This is a genomic window from Limnohabitans sp. 2KL-1, from assembly GCF_003063435.1.
Taxonomy (GTDB): Bacteria; Pseudomonadota; Gammaproteobacteria; order Burkholderiales; family Burkholderiaceae_C; genus Limnohabitans_A.
In genome coordinates this window covers 235,562-254,940 of the sequence record NZ_NESL01000002.1, presented here as the reverse complement: position 1 = coordinate 254,940, position 19,379 = coordinate 235,562, and the positions used below count along the sequence as shown (strand labels likewise).

At 60.9% G+C, this 19,379-nt stretch carries 15 protein-coding genes and 1 pseudogene; 5 read left to right on the top strand and 11 right to left on the bottom strand.

Features of this window, described 5'->3' with window-relative positions:
- Window positions 1-66: 66 nt before the first annotated feature.
- Window positions 67-2,277 carry an OsmC domain/YcaO domain-containing protein gene (locus B9Z47_RS05675; protein ID WP_108330289.1) on the top strand — a complete coding sequence of 737 codons (2,211 nt, stop codon included), beginning with the start codon at window positions 67-69 and terminating at the stop codon, window positions 2,275-2,277.
- Between the two features lie 57 nt (window positions 2,278-2,334).
- On the opposite strand, the gene B9Z47_RS05670 is transcribed toward B9Z47_RS05675, so the two are convergent.
- Entirely contained in the window at window positions 2,335-3,597 is a 1,263-nt protein-coding gene (locus tag B9Z47_RS05670; RefSeq protein ID WP_108330723.1) for a D-alanyl-D-alanine carboxypeptidase family protein, read from the bottom strand.
- Between the two features lie 340 nt (window positions 3,598-3,937).
- Between B9Z47_RS05670 and B9Z47_RS05665 the strand changes: the two genes are divergently transcribed.
- Window positions 3,938-5,056 carry a stealth family protein gene (locus B9Z47_RS05665; RefSeq protein WP_108330288.1) on the top strand — a complete coding sequence of 373 codons (1,119 nt, stop codon included), beginning with the start codon at window positions 3,938-3,940 and terminating at the stop codon, window positions 5,054-5,056.
- Between the two features lie 7 nt (window positions 5,057-5,063).
- Here B9Z47_RS05665 and B9Z47_RS05660 read toward each other — a convergent pair whose 3' ends face one another.
- From B9Z47_RS05660 to B9Z47_RS05635, 6 genes are all read right to left on the bottom strand, one after another.
- Window positions 5,064-5,429, bottom strand: a complete 366-nt coding sequence (locus B9Z47_RS05660; protein WP_108330287.1) for a TIGR03643 family protein — start codon at window positions 5,427-5,429, stop codon at window positions 5,064-5,066.
- Complete coding sequence (locus tag B9Z47_RS05655; protein WP_108330286.1) at window positions 5,416-5,778, bottom strand: hypothetical protein; 363 nt, start codon at window positions 5,776-5,778, stop codon at window positions 5,416-5,418. Before B9Z47_RS05655 ends, B9Z47_RS05660 begins: the two co-directional genes overlap by 14 nt.
- Before the next feature lie 45 nt (window positions 5,779-5,823).
- Window positions 5,824-6,261: a thiol-disulfide oxidoreductase DCC family protein gene (locus B9Z47_RS05650; RefSeq protein ID WP_233253672.1), complete on the bottom strand. Its 438-nt coding sequence runs from the start codon at window positions 6,259-6,261 to the stop codon at window positions 5,824-5,826.
- A 188-nt stretch (window positions 6,262-6,449) separates the two neighbouring features.
- On the bottom strand, window positions 6,450-7,367 hold the full coding sequence (locus B9Z47_RS05645) for a B12-binding domain-containing protein (RefSeq protein ID WP_233253671.1): 918 nt from the start codon (window positions 7,365-7,367) through the stop codon (window positions 6,450-6,452).
- 110 nt (window positions 7,368-7,477) lie between these two features.
- Window positions 7,478-7,981: a cupin domain-containing protein gene (locus B9Z47_RS05640; protein WP_108330284.1), complete on the bottom strand. Its 504-nt coding sequence runs from the start codon at window positions 7,979-7,981 to the stop codon at window positions 7,478-7,480.
- A 35-nt stretch (window positions 7,982-8,016) separates the two neighbouring features.
- The gene (locus B9Z47_RS05635) at window positions 8,017-9,237 is read right to left on the bottom strand and encodes a D-amino acid dehydrogenase (protein WP_108330283.1); all 1,221 of its coding nucleotides are present in this window, start codon (window positions 9,235-9,237) and stop codon (window positions 8,017-8,019) included.
- A gap of 175 nt (window positions 9,238-9,412) precedes the next feature.
- On the opposite strand from B9Z47_RS05635, the gene B9Z47_RS05630 reads away from it, so the two are divergent.
- Entirely contained in the window at window positions 9,413-10,366 is a 954-nt protein-coding gene (locus tag B9Z47_RS05630; protein WP_108330282.1) for a TAXI family TRAP transporter solute-binding subunit, read from the top strand.
- 179 nt (window positions 10,367-10,545) lie between these two features.
- The gene (locus B9Z47_RS05625; RefSeq protein WP_233253670.1) at window positions 10,546-12,726 is read left to right on the top strand and encodes a TRAP transporter permease; all 2,181 of its coding nucleotides are present in this window, start codon (window positions 10,546-10,548) and stop codon (window positions 12,724-12,726) included.
- Between the two features lie 164 nt (window positions 12,727-12,890).
- On the opposite strand, the gene B9Z47_RS05620 is transcribed toward B9Z47_RS05625, so the two are convergent.
- The 3 genes from B9Z47_RS05620 to B9Z47_RS05610 all read right to left on the bottom strand — a co-directional run bounded on the left by B9Z47_RS05620 (window position 12,891) and on the right by B9Z47_RS05610 (window position 16,693).
- Window positions 12,891-14,804, bottom strand: a complete 1,914-nt coding sequence (locus tag B9Z47_RS05620; protein WP_108330281.1) for a PhoX family phosphatase — start codon at window positions 14,802-14,804, stop codon at window positions 12,891-12,893.
- A 52-nt stretch (window positions 14,805-14,856) separates the two neighbouring features.
- On the bottom strand, window positions 14,857-15,861 hold the full coding sequence (locus tag B9Z47_RS05615) for a S1C family serine protease (RefSeq protein WP_108330280.1): 1,005 nt from the start codon (window positions 15,859-15,861) through the stop codon (window positions 14,857-14,859).
- A 199-nt stretch (window positions 15,862-16,060) separates the two neighbouring features.
- Complete coding sequence (locus B9Z47_RS05610) at window positions 16,061-16,693, bottom strand: flavin reductase family protein (protein WP_199226268.1); 633 nt, start codon at window positions 16,691-16,693, stop codon at window positions 16,061-16,063.
- Window positions 16,694-17,140: 447 nt separating this feature from the next.
- Between B9Z47_RS05610 and B9Z47_RS05605 the strand changes: the two genes are divergently transcribed.
- A complete protein-coding gene (locus B9Z47_RS05605; protein WP_108330278.1) occupies window positions 17,141-17,437 on the top strand; it encodes an AlpA family transcriptional regulator in 297 nt (98 codons plus the stop codon).
- A 394-nt stretch (window positions 17,438-17,831) separates the two neighbouring features.
- Here the strand turns inward: B9Z47_RS05605 and B9Z47_RS05600 are convergent.
- Window positions 17,832-19,107 (bottom strand): annotated as a pseudogene (locus B9Z47_RS05600) (Y-family DNA polymerase).
- Window positions 19,108-19,379 lie beyond the last annotated feature (272 nt).

Below are 19,379 nucleotides of genomic sequence, written 5' to 3'. Positions count from 1 at the left end.
CACCTTTCTTTCACCTTCCCAGCTGCTCACCAGCCCCTGGGCGCATCCATTCCCAGGGACCACAGCATGGAAATCAAAGTCAACTTTCTCGACAAACTGCGCCTAGAGGCCAAGTTTGACGATTTCACCGTGCTGGCCGATCAGCCCATTCGCTACAAGGGCGATGGCTCTGCGCCTGGGCCTTTCGATTATTTTTTGGCGTCGTCGGCTTTGTGCGCGGCGTATTTTGTGAAGCTGTATTGCCAGACGCGCGGCATCTCCACCGAGCACATTCGCCTGTCGCAAAACAACATCGTGGACCCCGACAACCGCTACCTGCAGACCATCAAGATCCAGGTGGAGTTGCCGGCCGACATGTCCGACAAAGACCGCCTGGGCATTTTGCGGTCGATTGACCGTTGCACGGTCAAAAAGGCGATTCAAGCGGGCCCCACTTTCATCGTTGAGGCGGTGGACAACCTCGACGCCGACGCGCAAGCCTTGCTCTCCCTGAACCCCGATGCGCAATCGCAGACCTTGATTGCGGGCAAAGACTTGCCGCTGGAGCAGACCATCGCCAACTTGACAGCGGTGTTGGCTAACCTGGGCATCAAGATCGAGATCGCGTCCTGGCGCAACCTGGTGCCCAATGTGTGGTCGCTGCACATCCGCGATGCGCATTCGCCCATGTGCTTCACCAACGGCAAGGGATCGACCAAAGAAAGCGCCTTGGCCTCGGCGCTGGGCGAATACATCGAGCGCCTGAACAACAACCACTTTTATGCAGGCGTGTTTTTTGGCGAAGACATCGCGCAGGCCGACTTTGTGCACGACCCGCAAGAGCGCTGGTTCCAGCCCGGCAAGCGCGACGCGCTGCCCAAAGGCTTGTTGGATGCCCACTGCTTGAGAGTCTACAACCCCGACGGCGAGCTGCGCGCCTCGCACCTGTTCGACACCAACTCGGGCAACACCGAGCGCGGCATTTGTGCGCTGCCCTATGTGCGCCAGTCCGATGGTGAGGTGGTGTACTTCCCGTCGAACCTGGTGGAAAACCTGTTCGTGAGCAACGGCATGAGCGCGGGCAACACGCTGGTCGAAGCGCAGGTGCAGTGCCTGTCGGAAATTTTTGAGCGGGCCGTCAAGCGCGAGATTTTGGAAGGCGAAATGGCCTTGCCCGATGTGCCGCCAGGCGTGTTGGCCAAGTACCCCGGCATCGTGGCCGGTATCGAGGCTTTGGAGGCGCAGGGCTTCCCGGTCCTGGTCAAAGACGCTTCGCTCGGCGGTGTGTACCCGGTGATGTGCGTGACCTTGATGAACCCGCGCACGGGCGGTGTGTTTGCGTCGTTTGGTGCACACCCCAGGCTGGAGGTGGCGCTGGAGCGCAGCCTGACCGAGCTGCTGCAGGGCCGCAGTTTTGAGGGCCTGAACGACTTGCCCGCGCCCACCTTCATCAGCAACGCCGTGACCGAGCCCAACAATTTTGTGGAGCACTTCATTGACTCCAGCGGCATCGTGTCGTGGCGGTTTTTCAGCGCCCGGGCCGATCACGAGTTTGTGGAGTGGGACTTTGCCGGACAAGGCGAAGACGCCACCGCCCAAGAGGCCGCCACGCTGTTCGGCATCTTGCAGGCCATGGGCAAAGAGGCCTATGTGACGGTGCACGACCAACTCGGTGCCACCGCTTGCCGCATCTTGGTGCCCGGTTATTCCGAGGTGTACCCGGTCGATGACCTGATTTGGGACAACACCAACAAAGCGCTCTTGTTCCGCGCCGATGTGCTCAACCTGCACCGCCTGGACGACGAAGCGCTGGATGCCTTGCTGGACCGCTTGGAGAACAACGAGCTCGACGATTACCTCGACATCGCCACACTGATCGGCATTGAGTTTGATGACAACACGGTGTGGGGCCAGTTGACGGTGATGGAGCTCAAGCTGCTCATTCACCTGGCTTTGCAGCAGCTCGAAGAAGCCCACGAACTGGTGGGTGCTTTCTTGCAATACAACGACAACACGGTGGAGCGCCGATTGTTTTACCAAGCGCTGAACGTAGTGCTCGAAGTCACGCTGGGCGAGGACTTGGCCCTGGAAGACTACGTGGTGAACTTCAGGCGCATGTTCGGCGACGAGCGCATGGATGCGGCCATCGGCTCGGTGGACGGCAGCGTGCGTTTTCATGGCCTCACGTCCACCAGCTTGCAGCTGGACGGCTTGGACCGGCACCAGCGCTTGCTCGACAGTTACAAAAAACTGCACGCGGCGCGGGCGACTGCTGCAGCGAAGCGGGCCTTGGTTTAAAACAGCCCACCCGTGAAAAAGGCACCCGCAGGTGCCTTTGTGCTGGCTTGTCGGCGTTTACTTGCCGAACAATTGGGTCACATGCTGCCAGCCACGCAGCAGCAGGCCCGAGCGTTCCACCTCGGCTTGCGCCACCAATGGGGCTTCGCCCACAGCTTTGCCGTTCGATGTGGCGATCACTTTGCCAACCACTGCGCCCTTGGCCACGGGGGCTTCCAGGCCTGGCTTGAGTTCTACGGCGGTCTGCACTTGCGTGCCGCGTGGCACGGTCAAAAGCCATGGTGTGCCCAGACCTGCGGCCACGGTGTCGGCCTTGCCAAAGCTGACTTTGGCGGTGCCGACCACAGCGTTTGGCTGAATTGGGGTGGCTTTTTCGAAGCTGCCAAAGCCCCAGCCCAGAAGGGTGCGCGATTGGTCAGCCCTTGCCTGGGGGCTGTTGGTGTTGAGGATGACCGTGATCAGGCGCATGTCGTTTCGCTTGGACGAGGTGACCAAGCAGTAGCCGGCTTCTGCGGTGTGGCCGGTTTTCAGGCCGTCCACGCTGGGGTCGGTGTAGAGCAGGGCGTTGCGGTTGCCTTGTTTGATGCCGTTGTACTTGAACTCGCGTTCAGCGTAGAGGGGGTAGTACTCCGCCCCGTCTTTGATGATGGCGCGCGCCAGGATGGCCAGATCTCGTGCAGACGATTTGTGCGCCGGGTCGGGCAGGCCCGTGGGGTTCACAAAGTTCGTGTGCGTGAGCTCCAAGCGCTGGGCTTCGGCGTTCATCAGCTTGGCAAAGCCGGCTTCGGAGCCGGCCATGTGTTCGGCAATTGCCTTGGAGGCGTCGTTGCCCGACTGGATGATGATGCCGCGCAGGATGTCGATGACCGTCGCTTGGCTGTTCAGCGGCAGGTACATGCAGGACTCGGCGCTGGTGCCTCGGCACCAGGCGTTTTCGCTCACGGTGACCAGGTCGGTGGGTTTGAGCTTGCCCGAACGCAGCGCTTGCTCGACGATGTAGCTGGTCATCATCTTGGTGAGCGACGCTGGCGGCAGCGCTTCGTCGGCGTTGGCCGAGGCGAGCACCTGGCCGGAGTCGTAGTCCATCAGCAACCAGGCTTTGGCGGGCAGCGCAGGCGCGTTGGCCGCCAAGGCGGTCTCAGCGGCCAATGGCGGCAGTGCGCTGGCGACAGCAGTGGCCTTCTTGTTGGACGTGGCCTTTTTATGGGCTGCAGGCTTGGCGGCTTTGGGGCTTGCCGCAAAGGCGGCTGAGTGGGTGATCAAAGCGCCTGTGGCGATGGCGAAGAGGACGGGAAGAATGGAAGAAGTCTTGGTTTTCATGGTGATCGCAGGCAGAGTGTCGATTGTCACCGATTGGCCAAATGCACCTCAGTGGTCCGCCGCATCTGCGTGGTCGCAGGTGCGTCCTGCCGCGCTCTGGTGCATCCGGCATGGTGATGCCGATCGCATGAAGCGGCCATCTTCAACAGGGTGTTAAACTGGATTTCAGGCGGATTTATGACCTTTGTCAAAAAATCACGGTGTCGTCTCTTGATGGAGCCATTCACACGGATCGTTCGCACAATGGCGAAATGACTGCATCCACAAGGGCTGAGGCCTTGGCAGACATGGACCGCCCAGACCCATGGCCAGACTGGCCTTTAACCCATCCAACGTTCACATGTCTCACGATTCAGCCATCGACATTGTTTATCTGTGGGTCGACGGCAATGATTCGAGTTGGCGTGCCAAACGCCAGGCTGCGCTGCAGCGACTTGCCAGCGATTCCAGCGCCGCCATGGCCCGCTACAGCAATGTGGAGGGGCGTTTTCGTGACAACCATGAATTGCGTTACAGCTTGCGAGCGCTGGAGAAGTTTTTCCCTGAGCACGGGCATGTTTACATCGTCACCGATGCCCAGGCCCCTGAATGGTTGTGCCCTTCAGACCGCCTGACCCTGGTGGACCACCGTGATTTGATGCCCGAGTCGTCCTTGCCCACATTTGACTCGGGCCACATCGAGTCCTGGATTCACCACATCCCCGGCTTGTCCGAGCGTTACTTTTATTTCAACGATGACGTGTTCTTTGGCGCTCCGGTGCAGTTGCGCGACTGGTTTCACCCTGAGGGTTTTCATCTCGCCTGGTCAGATGATCCTGAGGTGACCGATGAGGCCATGCGCATGGACGCGACTTCGCTGGAGAACGCATGTCGCTTGTCGATCCAGTGGTTGAGTGATCCGACCCGATCTGGCGAACCTGCTTGTCGTGTGCAAGATCCACGCTATCAAAGCACGTTTCGCACCTTTGCACATTCGCCCCGGCCCATGCTCAAGTCGATCCTTTGGGAGTTGGAGGATGTCGCCCCCGAGTTGTTTGCGACGGTCAGGTCTACCGTGTTTCGCAGTTGGGACAAACCGACCATCGTGTCAGATTTCGTGTTGCGTTGGGCTTTGGCGCATGGCATAGCCAGCATCCGGCCTTATCGTCATCGTTACGTTTCCACGGGCGAGGCCGATCAGCAAAAGCAATTACAAGCCTTGGTTGCCGAGTTTGGGGCACTCGAATTTTTCTGCATCAACGACACCACGGACGATGCCCAGACCCAGGACCCGCGTTTGCTCAACGTGCTGACGGCGTTGCAGTCGATGCTGCCTTCGCCTTCACGCTTTGAAAACACGATGGTCGTGCAGCACAGCGACACCGTGCCCCAAGTCGCAGCGCCGACTTTTCAGATGCCTGTCAAGGGGGCTCAAGCCCATGAGTCCACCAATGCCTCGGGGCTTCAGCGTCGCGCCTGAGTGCTTTTCAGCGCAAAGATGCCAGCGTGATGGACGGGGGCAAAAAGCGATCGTCTTGCACATCCGATGGCGCATGCTCCCCGCACATGGGTGAGTCCAGCGCATGCTGGCGAGGCTCTTCGCGCGCGTGTCGGCCTCGGTGCAAGGCCTGGTGTTTGGCAGACTGTCCACGTACCCGCATGCGCCAGACGGTGAACGAGCGGGGCTTCAAATGTTCGCGCATCATCGCGATGACCTCGGACTCGCTCAAGGAAAATTGCAAAGCAATCGCCTCAAACGGCGTGTCGTCTTGCCAGGCCATGGCCATGATGCTGGACACGTCTGATTCGCAGGGTGTCCAGGCAGGGCAAGCGTGAGCGTCAGTTTTTTTCATGTGGTGTGTCCGGATTGGGGCTGCCCGGTTTGTCGCTGTGTTGCACTTCAAAACCGTCGGCCACAAAGGCCGGACCTTTCATGAGCATCACGATCACGCAACCGATGGTTGCCGTCAGCACCAGCGTCCAGTGCAGCACGACCGCGCCAATGGCGATGTAAAACCATTGCGTCAAGGCGCGTTCGGTGGCCGCGGTTGTGGGGGTGTCTGCGGCCCAATAGGCCAGGCCGATCAAGACCAAGGGCAGCGCTGTGCCTGCCAGCGCGATCCATGGCAGCTTTTTCCACAGAGCCCATTCGAGGCCTGGCGCGGACCGGGTAAAGCCCGGTAACCTCCTGAGCCAGTTCATGCGGTTTTTCCTTTGGCGGTGCGAGTCACGTTGTCGGTGATGCGCTCAGGTTTCGAATCGTTTTTTGAACAAACGCTGCAGCCCGGGGCGAATGGTCAGAAATGCGCGGTACACCCATTCCATCAGCGGCGTCATGCCGGGTAAGCGTCCCAGGCGACCCAGCCAACGCCAACCGGGCATGTGGAGCCAAAGCGCCACAAAAGCGGCGGCGCCACTGAGCATTTGGCCATTGCTTTGCTGCACATGGAAACGCGCCATGAGCTGGGCGCGCACGGGTGCGGTCAACTCGGCTTGACTCACGTCAACCCAGACCACAGGCTGCAAAGGCGTGAGTGACCGGTACAGCCCGATTTCCCGTTGGCACAAGGGACACGAGCCGTCGAACATGACGGTGAGGGTACTGCACCCGGACGGGCCGTCAGCGGTTGAGTGCGCTTGCGGGGCCGCAGGGCAAGTCATGTGGGGGTCAGGCTCGTTGTTCAAGGACGCACTTTCATGGACCGCAAGTCGGTGGCAGACCGTAGCTTGCTGCATTGGATGCCGAAAGTGTTTGTAACCGACTGTCAGGCGATGCACACCTGACCTGTGTCAATGATCTTGCCGCTTCAAGGGCAAGAAGCCAGCTGCGTGGTCGCGCATCCGCATCGCGGCGCAGGCTGGGCGCGTCAGATTCAGGCTGGGCGCGTTCTGAAAGAAGCCGCCAGAGCCACAGCCTCTTTGACATCGGTACAAATGCCATCGGCACCCAGGCTGCGGGCATCGTGCTGTTGCAGGGTGAAGATGGGGCCGCCCAGCAGCACGCCGGGTTCGGGGTTGCCTGATGCGGCTTTGAGTGAACGTATCAAGCCGGGCAGGCTCTGCAGTTGTGCTTGTGTGCCGCACGAAATCCCGATGACGTCAAACCACTCGTTGCTGACGGCATGCTGCAATTCTTTTTCGCTGACCGAGATTTCAATGACCACGTCCCAGCCGGCTTTGCGGAAAAAGTCCGACACGATGGTCATGCCCAGAAAATGCTGGGAGCCCGGTGCCGAAGCCAGCATGATGCGTTGCACATCGCTACCGAGTTGAGGGCCGTTTTGGTATTCAAAACCCAAGCGGTGGGTGATTTCGTGCATGCACACCAAACCTCGGGTGACCTCGGTGAAGTCGCACAGGTCCTGCTCCCACATCAGGCCCAGTTGCCGGGCTGCGGGTGCGATCAGTTCCAGAAAAATGCGGTCGGTGGTGATGCCGTCCTTGAGCAATTGGTCGATGTACCGGGTGGTTTCGCCGGTTTGGTTGAACTGGCTCAGTCTGGCAAAAGTGTTGACCTGCTCGGCGCTGAGGGTCGGCGCTGCCGGTATCACGGTTGTTTGCGCACCCGTGAGATGGATCTGGTGCGCTTGCACCATGCGCGGGATGATTTGTGTCTCAATCACCTCGGTCAGTGATCTTTTGCATTCGTCTTGACCGTTCAATGACTCGACGTTGTGCGGCTGCATCTGGAGCGGGTTCGAGCGTTGTCCCAGGGATGACATCCAGGTCAACAAGCTGTTGGCAGGCGCGCTCCACGGGTTGAGGCGCAGGCCCGGTAAATGGAGATGCATCAGGTCGTCCCAGAGTGGCTTTTGACCTTAACGCTTTCAACAAGGCAATGCAAGGCGTCAGCCCGTGGCCGGTCTAGGGGTTATCACTTGGGTGTGAGCCCAGCTCCAGCTCAAACGCCGCCTTGCGGGTGGGTGGGATCGATCCAGAGCACGGTCTCGGGTTTTTCCACCGGGTCGATGGCCATGTTGACCGCCACGGCCTGGCCATCGCTGCGGCACAGCACGCATTCCAGCGTCTCGTGCTCGCTGGCGTTGATTTCCTGATGCGGCACAAAGGGCGGAACGTAAATGAAGTCGCCAGGGCCGGCTTCGGCGGTGAATTCGAGCGCGTTGCCCCAACGCATGCGGGCACGGCCTTTGACCACGTAAATCACGCTTTCCAGGGGGCCATGGTGGTGTGCGCCGGTTTTGGCATTGGGGTGGATGTGCACCGTGCCAGCCCAGAGTTTTTGGGCCCCAACGCGTGCAAAGTTGATGGCCGCCTTGCGGTCCATGCCCGGGGTGGAGGGCACGTTGCTGTCGAGCTGGTCACCGGGCACGACACGGACACCGTCGTGTTTCCAGTCGGTGGATGGGGTGTCGTTGGCAAAGCCGGGGTCGTGTGATGGGGTCATGTGGCACCTTTTGTCGGGTGTGGAGGGGTGATTTGTCAGACGGACCGTGTGATGGCGTCGGCCACCTCTACGGCCGAGCCTGCCGCCAGGGTCAAGCCCAGGCCGCCATGGCCAGTGTTGAGGTACAGGTTGGCAGGGCCTTGCGGCTGGCGGCCCAGTACCGGCAGGCCGGTGGGTGTGGCCGGGCGCATGCCGGTCCAGGGGTGCAGGTCGGCAAAGCGTGAGCAATCGCCAAACAGGTCTTGTGTGGCGGATCTGAGGCTGTCGATGCGGTCTGCCGGAATGCCTGTGTTTCGGCCCACGAGCTCGACCATGCCCGCCACGCGCAAGCGCTCGCCCAGGCGGGCGAACACCAGTTTGCGGGCACTGTCGGTGATGCTGACACGGGGGGCCAGGCCCGGGCCATCGGTGTCGACCGTGATGCTGTAACCCTTGAGGGGGTATACCGGCAGGCGGATGCCCGCCTGTACCGCCAACAGAGGGGCGCTGTGGCCCGTGCTCAGCACAAAGGCGTCGGCCGTGATGTCCTGGCCCGAGGCCAGTTGCACCGCCTCCATGTGCTGGTCCCGCACCACCAAGCGCTGCACTGGCTGGCCCATGCGCCAATGAACATCACGGACCGAGAGAATCCGCACCAAGGCGTCGCACAGCTTTTGGCCGTCGGCGGCGCATTCACTGTCGGTGTAAATGCCGCCCGCAAACGCGTCGCGCCGGGGAGTCAGGGCGGGTTCAATCGCGCAGGCTTCTTCGGCGGACACCGCTTGCTGTGGTGCACCGCCCAGTTGCCGCTGCAAGGCGAGCTGACTGCGCGCTGCGTGGAAGGCCGCAGCCGAGCGGAACATCACCAGTTTGCCGCTGGCAGAAAAGTCGATGTCCAGGGCTTCGCGCTCGCGCCAGGCGTCCAGGGCCGTGCGGCTTTGCGCGGCCAGGCGCAGCAGTTGGGCGGTGGTGCTGTGCGATTGAGCGGTGTTGCAGGCTTTCAAAAAACGCAGCAACCAGGCCCATTGCGCCGGGTCCCACTGGGGGCGTACCTTGAGGGCCGACGAGGGCGAGAGCAGCAGCTGTGGCAGCTGTGCCCAGATGCCGGGGTCGGCCATGGGCTGCACGTAGGAATAACTCAGTTGGGCACCGTTGCCACCCGTGGCCCCCGAGCCGGGAGCGGCCGGGTCAATGACGGTCACGCGGTGCCCTTTTTGGGTCAGCGCGTAGGCGGTGGACAGGCCCACAACCCCAGCGCCCACGACACACACATGCATTGACAAATCCTCTGGCTACACAACAAGACACCCCTTCTGCAGCATCAGGGGGATCGATATCAGAGTCTACCCTGATGCTGTCGCCTTCTGGCTAGAAATGGGCACAAGATGTGCTACACATCGGGTTCTTGTTTCTTTATTCCTGTTCAGTCCTTCATTCGCAAAAGGGTATCTCATGAAACGTCGTCAACTGGTTTGGGTTTTGGGTCTGGCTGCCGCCTTGGTGGCCCCCGTGCAGGCGCAGCAGTTTTTCCGCATCGGCACCGGCGGCACCGCAGGCACGTATTACCCGGTGGGGGGCATGATCGCCAACGCGGTGAGCCAGCCCGGCAAGATCGTGGCCACAGCCCAAGCCACCAACGGTTCGGTGGCCAACGTCAACGGCGTGGCCGGTGGTGCCATGGAGTCGGGCTTTTCGCAGTCTGACGTGGCCACCTGGGCCTATACCGGCACAGGTGTTTACGAAGGCAAGCCCAAGGTGGCCGACCTGCGCATGATCGCCAACTTGTACCCCGAAAGCATCCACCTGGTGGTCAAAAAAGGCTCGGGCATCAAGTCGGTGGCCGACCTCAAGGGCAAGCGCGTGGCGCTGGACGAACCCGGCTCGGGCACCCTGGTCAATGCCCGCACGGTGCTGGCGGCTTATGGCGTGAAAGAAAGCGACATCAAGCCCGAGTACATCAAACCCAACCAGGCCGGTGACAAGCTCAAGGACGGCGCACTCGATGCCTTCTTCTTCGTGGGCGGCGCTCCTGCCGGCGCGATCGCCGAGCTGGCTTCCAGCGGTGCAGGCATCGAGTTGGTGCCTTTGGCGGGCCCACAAGCCGAAGCCTTGCGCAAGAGCAACCCCTACCTGGCCGTCGACACCATTCCTGCTGGCACTTACAAAGATGTGCCCGCCGTGCAGACCATGGCGATGGGGGCCCAGTGGGTGACCAGTGCCAAGGCCGACACCGAGACCGTTTACCAGATCACCAAAGCGCTTTACGGCAAAGCCGCTCAGGATGCTTTGGCGGCTGGCCATGCCAAAGGCAAGTTCATCACCAAGGAAAACGCCGTCAAGGGTGTGGGCATTCCTTTTCACCCCGGTGCTGAAAAGTTCTACAAAGAGGCTGGTGTGCTGAAGTGACCGGTTTTCCGCGGATGTTTTGGCGTCCGCGGGTTTTCCAGGGCGCTGCGGCGTCCGTTGTTTTTACAGCCAAGTGTTTTCAGACAGGGCGCAGCAGCGCCCTGTTTTTTAACCGGGCGCAGCAGCACCCGGTGTTTTGAACCAGGCGCAGCAGCACCCGGTGTTTTCCAAGGACAGGTATGACCGAAGCCCGCGAGCGCGACATGCGCGATCTGCAGGAACTTGAAGAAAAGTTCGACCCCGAAATGCGTTTTCGGCCCACGTTGCCCCCGGCGTCGGTGATTGTGAAATGGCTGCTTGTCATTTTGTCGGGCTTCCATTACTACACGGCGGGCTTTGGTCTGTTGCGCGAAACCACCCACCGTGGTGTTCACCTGGCATTTGTGTTGGGTTTGATTTTTCTGGTGTTCGCGGCGTTCAAATCCGACGCAGACACCACCGTTTCCAAAAGCCGCCTGAGCATTGGCGGCGTGCCCTTGGTGGACTGGCTGCTGGGCTTGGCCTGCGCGGCCAGCGTCATGTACATCCCGTATGTGTTTGACGATCTGGCCTTCAGGGTGGGCAACCCGGACACGATGGACGTGGTCATGGGCTCCGTCCTGTTCATCACCTTGCTCGAAGCCACCCGCCGCTCCATGGGCTGGCCTTTGCCCTTGATTGCGCTGGGCTTCACGGCCTATGCACTGGCCGGGCCTTATTTTCCGGGTTTGCTCAAGCACGCAGGTGCCAGCTGGAGCCAGATGATCAACCACCAGTACCTGACCAGTCAGGGCATTTACGGTGTGGCCGTCGGTGTGGTGGCCACCTATGTTTTTCACTTTGTGCTGTTTGGTGTATTGGCCACGCGCATTGGTCTGGGTCAGTTGTTTCTGGACATTGCGTCCACAGTGGCCGGGCGTTACGCGGGTGGTCCTGCCAAGGTCAGTGTGTTCGGCTCGGCCATGTTCGGCATGCTCAGCGGTTCGTCGGTGGCCAACGCGGTCACGGTGGGTTCGCTCACCATTCCGGCCATGATCCGGGTGGGTTATCGCCGTGAATTTGCAGGCGCGGTCGAGGCCGCTTCTTCGACGGGCGGGCAGATCACGCCACCCGTGTTGGGTGCCGCCGCCTTCTTGATGGTGGAATTTTTGAACGTGTCGTATCAGACCATCGTTGCTGCGGCGGTGGTGCCTGCGTTCATGCACTTCTTTGGCGTGTTCATGCAGGTGCACTTCGAGGCCAAGCGCTACGGCTTGCGCGGTCTGACCGAAGAAGAAATGCCCAAGCTGCGCGAGTCCTTTCAGCAGCGTTGGCCCACCTTGATTCCGCTGGTTTTGTTGATCACCATTTTGGTGTCGGGTCGCACGCCGTATCTGGCGGCGTTCACCGGCATCACGTCCTGCATGATCGTGGGCCTGAGCACCTCGGTGCGCGGTAACCGCAGCGTCAATTGGGTGCTGTTGATCGCGCTGCATGTGCTGCTGGCCTTGATCGCTTTTGTCGATTGGGGCGGTGATGGCGAGACCATCAAACTGGGCTTTTTGGCGTTGGGCGTGGCCCTGATCTGGGCGGGTCAAAAGTGGCTGGGCGTGATCGGCCGCATCGACAATGCGGTGTTGCTCGAAGCGTTTGAGACCGGTGCCAAGTACGCGCTGGCCGTGGGCGCAGCAGCGGCCACCGTGGGCATCGTGATCGGCGTGGTCACGCTCACTGGCGTGGGCTTCAAAATCAGCTTCATCATCACCGGTTGGGCGCAGATCGTTGCCGCCTTCATGATGGATTGGCTGCCCGCTTTCATGGCCGATGCCAAGTCCTTGACCCTGCTGGCCGCGTTGTTCATGACCGGCATCGTCTGCATTTTGATGGGCTGCGGCATTCCCACCACAGCCAACTACATCATCATGGTCACTGTGGCCGCACCGACCCTGGTGCAACTGGGCGTGGAGCCCTTGGTGGCGCACTTTTTTGTGTTTTATTACGGCGTGCTGGCCGACATCACGCCGCCGGTGGCGCTGGCCGCTTATGCGGCCGCAGGCATGGCAGGCAGTGACCCGTTCAAGACCGGAAACATGGCCTTCCGCCTTGGGCTGGCCAAAGCCCTGGTGCCTTTTGTGTTTGTGTTTTCGCCCTCGTTGCTGCTGGTGGCCAAGGGCTTCAATTGGGGTGATTTTGCGGTCACCTTCACCGGCTGCATCCTGGGCATTGTGGCGCTGGCCGCAGCGCTCAGTGGGTACATGCTGACCGAAATGAAGCGCTGGGAACGTGTGCTGTGCACAGCGGGGGCCCTGTGCCTGATCGCACCGGGTCTGAAAATCAGTTTGCTGGGCGTGGCGCTTATGTTGCCGGTGCTGATCCAGCAATGGACAAATCGGGACCGCTGAAGTGACGTGCTCAGGCGGTTATCCGCCGCATTTGGACCGTTGAGGGGCATCGCAGGGGTGTCGTGGTGGTGCGCAGCGCAGAGACCTTTGCTGCGCTGCGCCCTGGACGGTGCCTGGCCTTGGCCTCATTTGACCGCGGTTGAGGGCGATGGGCCGCAGCCCCATCAGGTGCCGATCACGCCGCCATCTTTCTTGCGGATGGCCACGGTGGATGAGCGTGGTCGCCCTCCGGCGGCGTAATCGGGCCAGTTGGAGTACTTGGCGGGATCGGCCGGGTCGCTGCGGTCCGTGGGGGTCTCGCCCGGGTGCTGGATGCTCACGAACATGGTGGTGCCATCGGGTGTCAGGGCCACGCCGGTGACTTCGCAGTGGGTGGGGCCGGTCAGAAAGCGCCGGGTTTCGCCGGACACCGGATCACAGGCCAGCATCTGGTTGTTGCCCACGCGGGCCAATTCGCCTTTGTACATCTGGGTGGCGTGGGCGTCGGTCTGAATCCACAGCACGCCGCGCTGGTCGAAGGTGATGCCGTCAGGGCAGGCGTAAATGTCGCCGTTGATGTTGCCCTTGGCCTCGGCGCGTTCATTGGCGGGGTCGCCCGCCAGCACCAGGTGGTTCCATTCGAAGCGGCGGCCGTCAAAGTCGCCTTCGTCTTTCCAGCGGATGATCTGGCCCATGACGTTGTTGGCGCGCGGGTTGGCCGCGTCCACACCCGGCTTGCCGGGCTCGCCGCGCTGGCTGTTGTTGGTCAGGGTGCAGTAGACCCAGCCGCTGGCCGGATCGATGGTGAGCCACTCGGGGCGGTCCATCTTGGTGCCGCCCAGCAGGTCGCTGGCCTGGCGCGCCTTGATGACGACTTCGCCCTGGTCGGCAAAGCCGTTGGCCGCCGTGAGTGGCCCCTGGCCATGCACCAGCGGCAACCACTGGCCCCGGCCATCGGCATCAAAGCGGGCCACATACAGGGTGCCGTGGTCCAGCAGTTCCCTGTTGGCCTGCGCCTGCGTGAGGCCGTTGCCAGCGGGTGCAATTTTGTCGCGGCTGACAAATTTGTAGATGTATTCAAAACGGGCGTCTTCGCCCGAATACACCACGGCCCGGCCGTCGCGGGTCACGCCCACCCAGGCGCCTTCGTGCGCGGCGCGGCCCAGGGCCGTGCGTTTGATGGGGGTGCTGGTGGGGTCCATCGGGTCAAGCTCGACCACCCAGCCAAAGCGGTGGAATTCGTTGGGGTTTTGCTTCAGGTTGAAGCGGGCATCGTGTTTTTCCCAGGCATAAAACCCGTCCTTGCGGGCCCCCCAGCGGCTTTGGTCGGGCGTGGGCTGATCGGCCCCGCCAAAGTAAAACGCAAAGTTTTCTTCGCCCGACAAATAGGTGCCCCAGGGCGTCTTGCTGCTGGCGCAGTTGTTGAGGGTGCCCAGCACGGTGCGCCCTTGCGGGTCGGCGGCGGTGCGCATCAGGGGGTGGCCTGCAGCCGGGCCGCCCACGCTGAAAGGCGCGCTCATGGGCAGGCGGCGGGCGTAGCGCGAGGGCCGCACCATCTGCCACTGCTGGTTTTGCAGCTCGACCTCGATCACCGACAGGCCGTGCGCGTTTTGCGATTTGCGCACCTTCTCGGCATTCATGGCGTTGAAGCCGCCCACATGCAGCAAGCCGTCGTCGGTGTATTCGTGGTTGATGGCGATCAGGCCACGGCGCGAACCGTCCAGGGCAAAGTAGGCCAGGCCGTCGTGGTGCATGCCCATTTGCACGGCTTGTTCGTCGGCGGTGTTGGAGCCGTCGATCTTGAACGCAGGCATGTTGCCTGCAATGCCCACCGGCTCACCCCAGGGGGCCAGCGGCGTGGCCACATAGCCTTCGGGCACGACCAGCCGGTCGCCCATGCCGACCGCAATGCCTTTGAAGCCCAGTTTGGGCTGGGCCGTGCCCAAGGCCGCACAACCGGCCAAAGGAGCCAGCACAGAGGCCAGCGAAACGGCGACGCCACTTTTGAGAAAGCGGCGTCGGGATTCGGCCATCACGTCGTGGATGCTGGGGTTGGACGAGCGGTTGCTGTCTTCGAGGGTGCTGAAGTCTTTGGCCATGGTACTGAGGCTGAGTGTTGATCGCCAAAGTATCAACCAATTCCCTTCGAATTCAAACCCCTCGAGGACGCTTCAAGGACAGGGCGCGGTCACCGGTGACCAGCTTGACCGCGCGCGTCTGGTTGTCGCGCAGCACCGTCAATTCCACTGAACTGCCAGCTGGTCCCAAGCGCCACAAACGCCGGTAAAAATCAGCCAAGTCCGCAATGGCCTGTCCCTGCAGGGCCAGCAAGGTGTCGCCCACCTCGATCCCCGCTTGTTCCGCGGGGCTGTTGGGCGCGACACGCAGTATCACCAGCCCGCCATCAGACCGCGCTTGGCTGTGGATGCCCAACCAGGATGGAGCGGGTCCGGCGCGTTTGCCGGTTCGCAACAAATCGGGCAGTGGTGTTTTGAGCACATTCACCGGGACAAACAAATTGCCCGGCAAAGGCAGCTTGTCGCCAAACACATCTTGCACCAGCAAAGAGCCGATGCCAATCAGTTGACCTTGCTCATCGAACAGCCCCGAGCCGCTCCAGTTGTTCACGGCGGGCAGGGTCATCAAGGGCGATTCCAGCAGGTATTCCCAGGTGCCGGCAAATGGTTTTCTGGACACCAACTCCAAGGCCGTGGGGGCCGACTCGCTGTGCCCCAAGGTCCACAAGCGGGTTGGTGCCTGGAGCTTGTCCGAGTCGCCCAAAGGGACGGGTTCCAGGCGCAAAGGCACCAGCGATCGGATCAGTCCCAAACCGTTGATGTTGTCTACAGCGCGCACTTGCCCCGGAATTTTTCGGCCCCGGTGATCGATCAGATCCACCGACTGGGCTTCAATCAGCAAATAGCCCACGGTCAAAACCAAGTCAGTACCGATCACCACACCCGAGCCCTGCCTTTGGTTGCCCAGGCTGCGTGTGCTGCTGGCGTCGTCATCGGTCTGGGTTTGCACGGCCACCACCGATTGCATCAGCCGTTGCTGCGCTTGCGGCGGTGCAGGCATGGGTGTGTCCGGCTGTGCCCAAGCCGAAGACCAGAACAGCGTCACCGCACAAACGACGATCAGACATGAATTCGGCATGGCAACTCCTCGGCAGAAACAAGGCCCGGACTGGGCTGTGTCATTGTCCGCTGGGCATATTTAACCCTGCGACCGAGGTGCCCAATGTGGCGCAGCTTACGCAGCGTTTTGCAGCAGCCCCGGAGCCGGGCTGCGGGTCTGGGTGGTCTGGTTTGCGGCCGATGCTCAGGCCGGGCCTGTGGGGCTCAACCGGTTGGGCTCATTTGGGCAAATCGCGTGCGCCGCTTGCCGGACGGTAGATTTTGAAAAGCTGCTCCGGGCCCACGCTGAAGTAATCGGCAGGGCCACCACCGCGCAGCACATGCCCGGCGTTGGCGGTGTCGTAGACGCCGTTGACGATCAGGCGTTCGTCGATGTGGATGCCCACCACTTGGCCAAACACCATCCAGGTGTCGAGCTTTTCACCTTGCAAGTCCTGCATTTGCAAAATCTGGGTGCAGCGGCATTCAAAGCTGACCGGGCTTTCTGCGACCCGGGGCACGTTGACCATGCGCGAGGCTTCAGGGGTCAGGCCTGCCAGGCCGAATTCGTCCACTTCGGGCGGCACGGCCTCGCAACTGCGGTTCATGGCTTCGGCCAGTGGGCGGGTCACCAGGTTCCAGACGAACTCGCCAGTGGCCTCGATGTTGTTGAGCGAGTCCTTGCGCCCAATGCTGGAAAAACCGATCAGCGGCGGTACGTAGTTGAAGGCGTTGAAAAAGCTGTAAGGCGCCAGGTTCAACACCCCGCTGGCGCTGCAACTGGACACCCAGCCAATGGGCCGGGGGCCGACGATGGCATTGAACGGATCGTGTTTGAGGCCGTGGCCCAGGTGGGGTTCGTAGAAGTGCATCGTGCAAATTCTAGCGATGACACCCCAGAGTTCCGGGTCATTTGCCGGACAGCCCATCCAGTCAACATGGCATTCGCCGCCACGAAGGGCGTAAAAGGAGGGGCAAAGAAAAAGCCCTTGCATTGCTGCAAGGGCTTGTCTGTTTTTGGCTCCTCAACCTGGGCTCGAACCAGGGACCTACGGATTAACAGTCTAATCCGAGACCCTTGATTTAACAGGGTTTTCAAGGAAATCCTATGCAAATCAACAACTTAGCTTACCAGTGTTTACCGCCTTTTACCCCAATTTACGACACCAATTGTCGCAAATTTGTCGCAACCACATACTCATTATGAACCGCTTTTGGAACGATCGTACAAAAAAATTTAATCCCATGAAAGGTTTCTCGACCTGCTGACGCTATACCTTAACGCTGGCATGTGCTAGCAATAACCAATTGGCGTAACCATGCAATCTTTGCTCACTGTCACCGAACTTGCTCAATTTTTAGGCATCTCACCTCAAACCATCTACAACCGCCGCAGTTACGGCACGCCGCATGCGCTCCCAACTTGCGTCCAGATTGGAGCCATCGCCCGGTACCGTCTGTCTGACGTAGAAGCATGGCTCGATCAGTTATCTCACGAATCTAGAAATGAAACGTACGAGTCCAAGTCCGCAGAACTGCCCAAGCGACGCGGACGACCCACCAAGGCAGAGGAAATCCAGCGGCGCAAAAAAATCGATGTAGGCCGTCCCCATTAAGACTTTTATCGACGATGAACTGTCACGCACCTTAGGGTGCGTTTTCGCTTGTTAGCGCTATTCGGTAGTTGTCGCTCATGCCTTCATGCGAATTCCCGTATGTTGTTAGCAGTCAGTATCCTTCCGGTTATCCGATCTGGACGTAGACAAATGCAGTAAATAAGAGATACGAGTCCACGAAATAATCGTGGACTCGTATCTCTTATTCAAGTTCCAGCGGTGCGGCAACAGCTCATTGAGTCGGCTGTTCGGCTAGCAGGCTGCTGAAATACTCATCAGTTCAGTCAGAGCATCTTTCCCCGAGGCGCATTTCAACGATTTATTTTCGTATTTTGAAATGCCGGTCTGTTTGGGGCTTCAAAACCAGTTTTTGAGGCACCTTATCCAGCACTTTTCACTCATCGGGTACCTTGCAGGCGCACCTGCCCGCCACCGCCAACCCCCGCCAATCCGTCGTAAACCCCGACGACAACTGTTCCTGGCGCATCGCCCACAGCTTCATCGCCTTCGGTGCCCCCGCGCTGGCCAGCTTCAGCGTCCCACGCCCATAGCGCTGGTTCAGCTGGTCCATGGCCAGCATCAGGCGCACGCGGTTTTCGGGCATGGTTTCGTCAAAGTCCAGTGTCAGTTGTTCGCGGGTGGCCGGTTGCAGGTCCATCAGCATCACGCCTGCTTTGGCGTATTTGAAGCCGGGTTTGTACAGGCGTTTGACGATGGCGTTGGCCGCCTGGGTGATGTGCGCGCTGTCGCTGGTGGGGCTGGGCAGGGGGATGCTTGCGCTGCGGCTGTATTGCGGGTCTTGTTGCCGGAAGGGGCTGGTCCGGATGAAGGCCATGATTTGGCCCGTGTGGCTGCCTTGTTTGCGCAGTTTTTCTGCGGCGCGGCAGGCGAATTCGGTGATGGCTTCTTGCAGCTCGATCAGCTCGGTCACCGGGTGGCCAAAGCTGCGGGTGCAGGCGATTTGTTGTTTGGCCGGGGGTTCGTCTTCGAATTCGATGCAGGGCGTGCCGCCCAGTTCGCGCACGGTTTTTTCCAGCACCACCGACCAGCCCGCTTTGGCGGCGGCCGGGCTCATGCGTTGCAGATCCAGCGCGGTGTGGATGCCGTTCTCGCGCAGTTGAGCCCCGATCTTGCGGCCCACGCCCCACACGTCGCCCACTTCGGTGGCCTGCAGCAGGGCCTGCAGTTCTTCGGGGGTGCACGCGCCCAGGTGGCAGATTTGCGCATGGTGGGCCGGGTAGCTGCCGGGTTTACGTTCGGCGTTTTTGGCGATGGCGTTGGCGAGTTTGGCGAGGGTTTTGGTGGGGCCGATGCCGATGCAGGTCGGGATGCCGATCCATTGGTGGATGCGTTTTCGGATGGTGCGGGCGCGGCGCACCAGGTCGCCACGGATGCCGCTCAGGTCGACAAAGCTTTCGTCGATGGAGTAGACCTCTTGGTTGTGGCCCAGGCCTGCGGCCAGGCTCATCATGCGGTCGCTCATGTCGCCATAGAGGGCGAAGTTGGCCGACAGGGCGATCAGGCCGGCGTCGCGCTCGAGCTCGCGCAGCTGGAAGTAAGGCGCAGCCGTCGTTGTTGGACAGCACAACCACCGGCCGGCCTTGCAGCCAAGGCTGGAAGACGCGTTCGCAGGAGACGTAGAAGTTGTTGCCGTCGATGAGGGCGAGCATGGGGGGGGGTAAGGTACTGTATGAATGGACAGTATAACGAGCCTTGAGCGGTAGCAGGTCAGGGGATCAGCAGCGCTGACCGTGATCCCGGCTGCGATCAATTCGAGCACCAGATACACGGCGGTGAAGTGTCCGGCTTTGGCGTCTTGGATGAGTTTGCGGATGAAGGGCATGTCGAAAAATGAGCCCCCGGCACGACGATGGACACTGCCGGGTATTCATGACGGGTGACACAGCTCGCCGTCACGGCAGGGGCATTCTAGGGCCTCGAT

Excerpts from the sequence above, each read along its gene's own strand:
- B9Z47_RS05660 (WP_108330287.1), bottom strand. The coding sequence starts at position 5,429 with ATGAAAAAAACTGACGCTCACGCTTGCCCTGCCTGGACACCCTGCGAA.
- B9Z47_RS05620 (WP_108330281.1), bottom strand. The coding sequence starts at position 14,804 with ATGGCCAAAGACTTCAGCACCCTCGAAGACAGCAACCGCTCGTCCAAC.
- B9Z47_RS05615 (WP_108330280.1), bottom strand. The coding sequence starts at position 15,861 with ATGCCGAATTCATGTCTGATCGTCGTTTGTGCGGTGACGCTGTTCTGG.
- B9Z47_RS05630 (WP_108330282.1), top strand. The coding sequence starts at position 9,413 with ATGAAACGTCGTCAACTGGTTTGGGTTTTGGGTCTGGCTGCCGCCTTG.
- B9Z47_RS05610 (WP_199226268.1), bottom strand. The coding sequence starts at position 16,693 with ATGCACTTCTACGAACCCCACCTGGGCCACGGCCTCAAACACGATCCG.
- B9Z47_RS05665 (WP_108330288.1), top strand. The coding sequence starts at position 3,938 with ATGTCTCACGATTCAGCCATCGACATTGTTTATCTGTGGGTCGACGGC.
- B9Z47_RS05675 (WP_108330289.1), top strand. The coding sequence starts at position 67 with ATGGAAATCAAAGTCAACTTTCTCGACAAACTGCGCCTAGAGGCCAAG.
- B9Z47_RS05605 (WP_108330278.1), top strand. The coding sequence starts at position 17,141 with ATGCAATCTTTGCTCACTGTCACCGAACTTGCTCAATTTTTAGGCATC.
- B9Z47_RS05640 (WP_108330284.1), bottom strand. The coding sequence starts at position 7,981 with ATGACCCCATCACACGACCCCGGCTTTGCCAACGACACCCCATCCACC.
- B9Z47_RS05635 (WP_108330283.1), bottom strand. The coding sequence starts at position 9,237 with ATGCATGTGTGTGTCGTGGGCGCTGGGGTTGTGGGCCTGTCCACCGCC.
- B9Z47_RS05625 (WP_233253670.1), top strand. The coding sequence starts at position 10,546 with ATGACCGAAGCCCGCGAGCGCGACATGCGCGATCTGCAGGAACTTGAA.
- B9Z47_RS05655 (WP_108330286.1), bottom strand. The coding sequence starts at position 5,778 with ATGAACTGGCTCAGGAGGTTACCGGGCTTTACCCGGTCCGCGCCAGGC.
- B9Z47_RS05670 (WP_108330723.1), bottom strand. The coding sequence starts at position 3,597 with ATGAAAACCAAGACTTCTTCCATTCTTCCCGTCCTCTTCGCCATCGCC.
- B9Z47_RS05645 (WP_233253671.1), bottom strand. The coding sequence starts at position 7,367 with ATGCATCTCCATTTACCGGGCCTGCGCCTCAACCCGTGGAGCGCGCCT.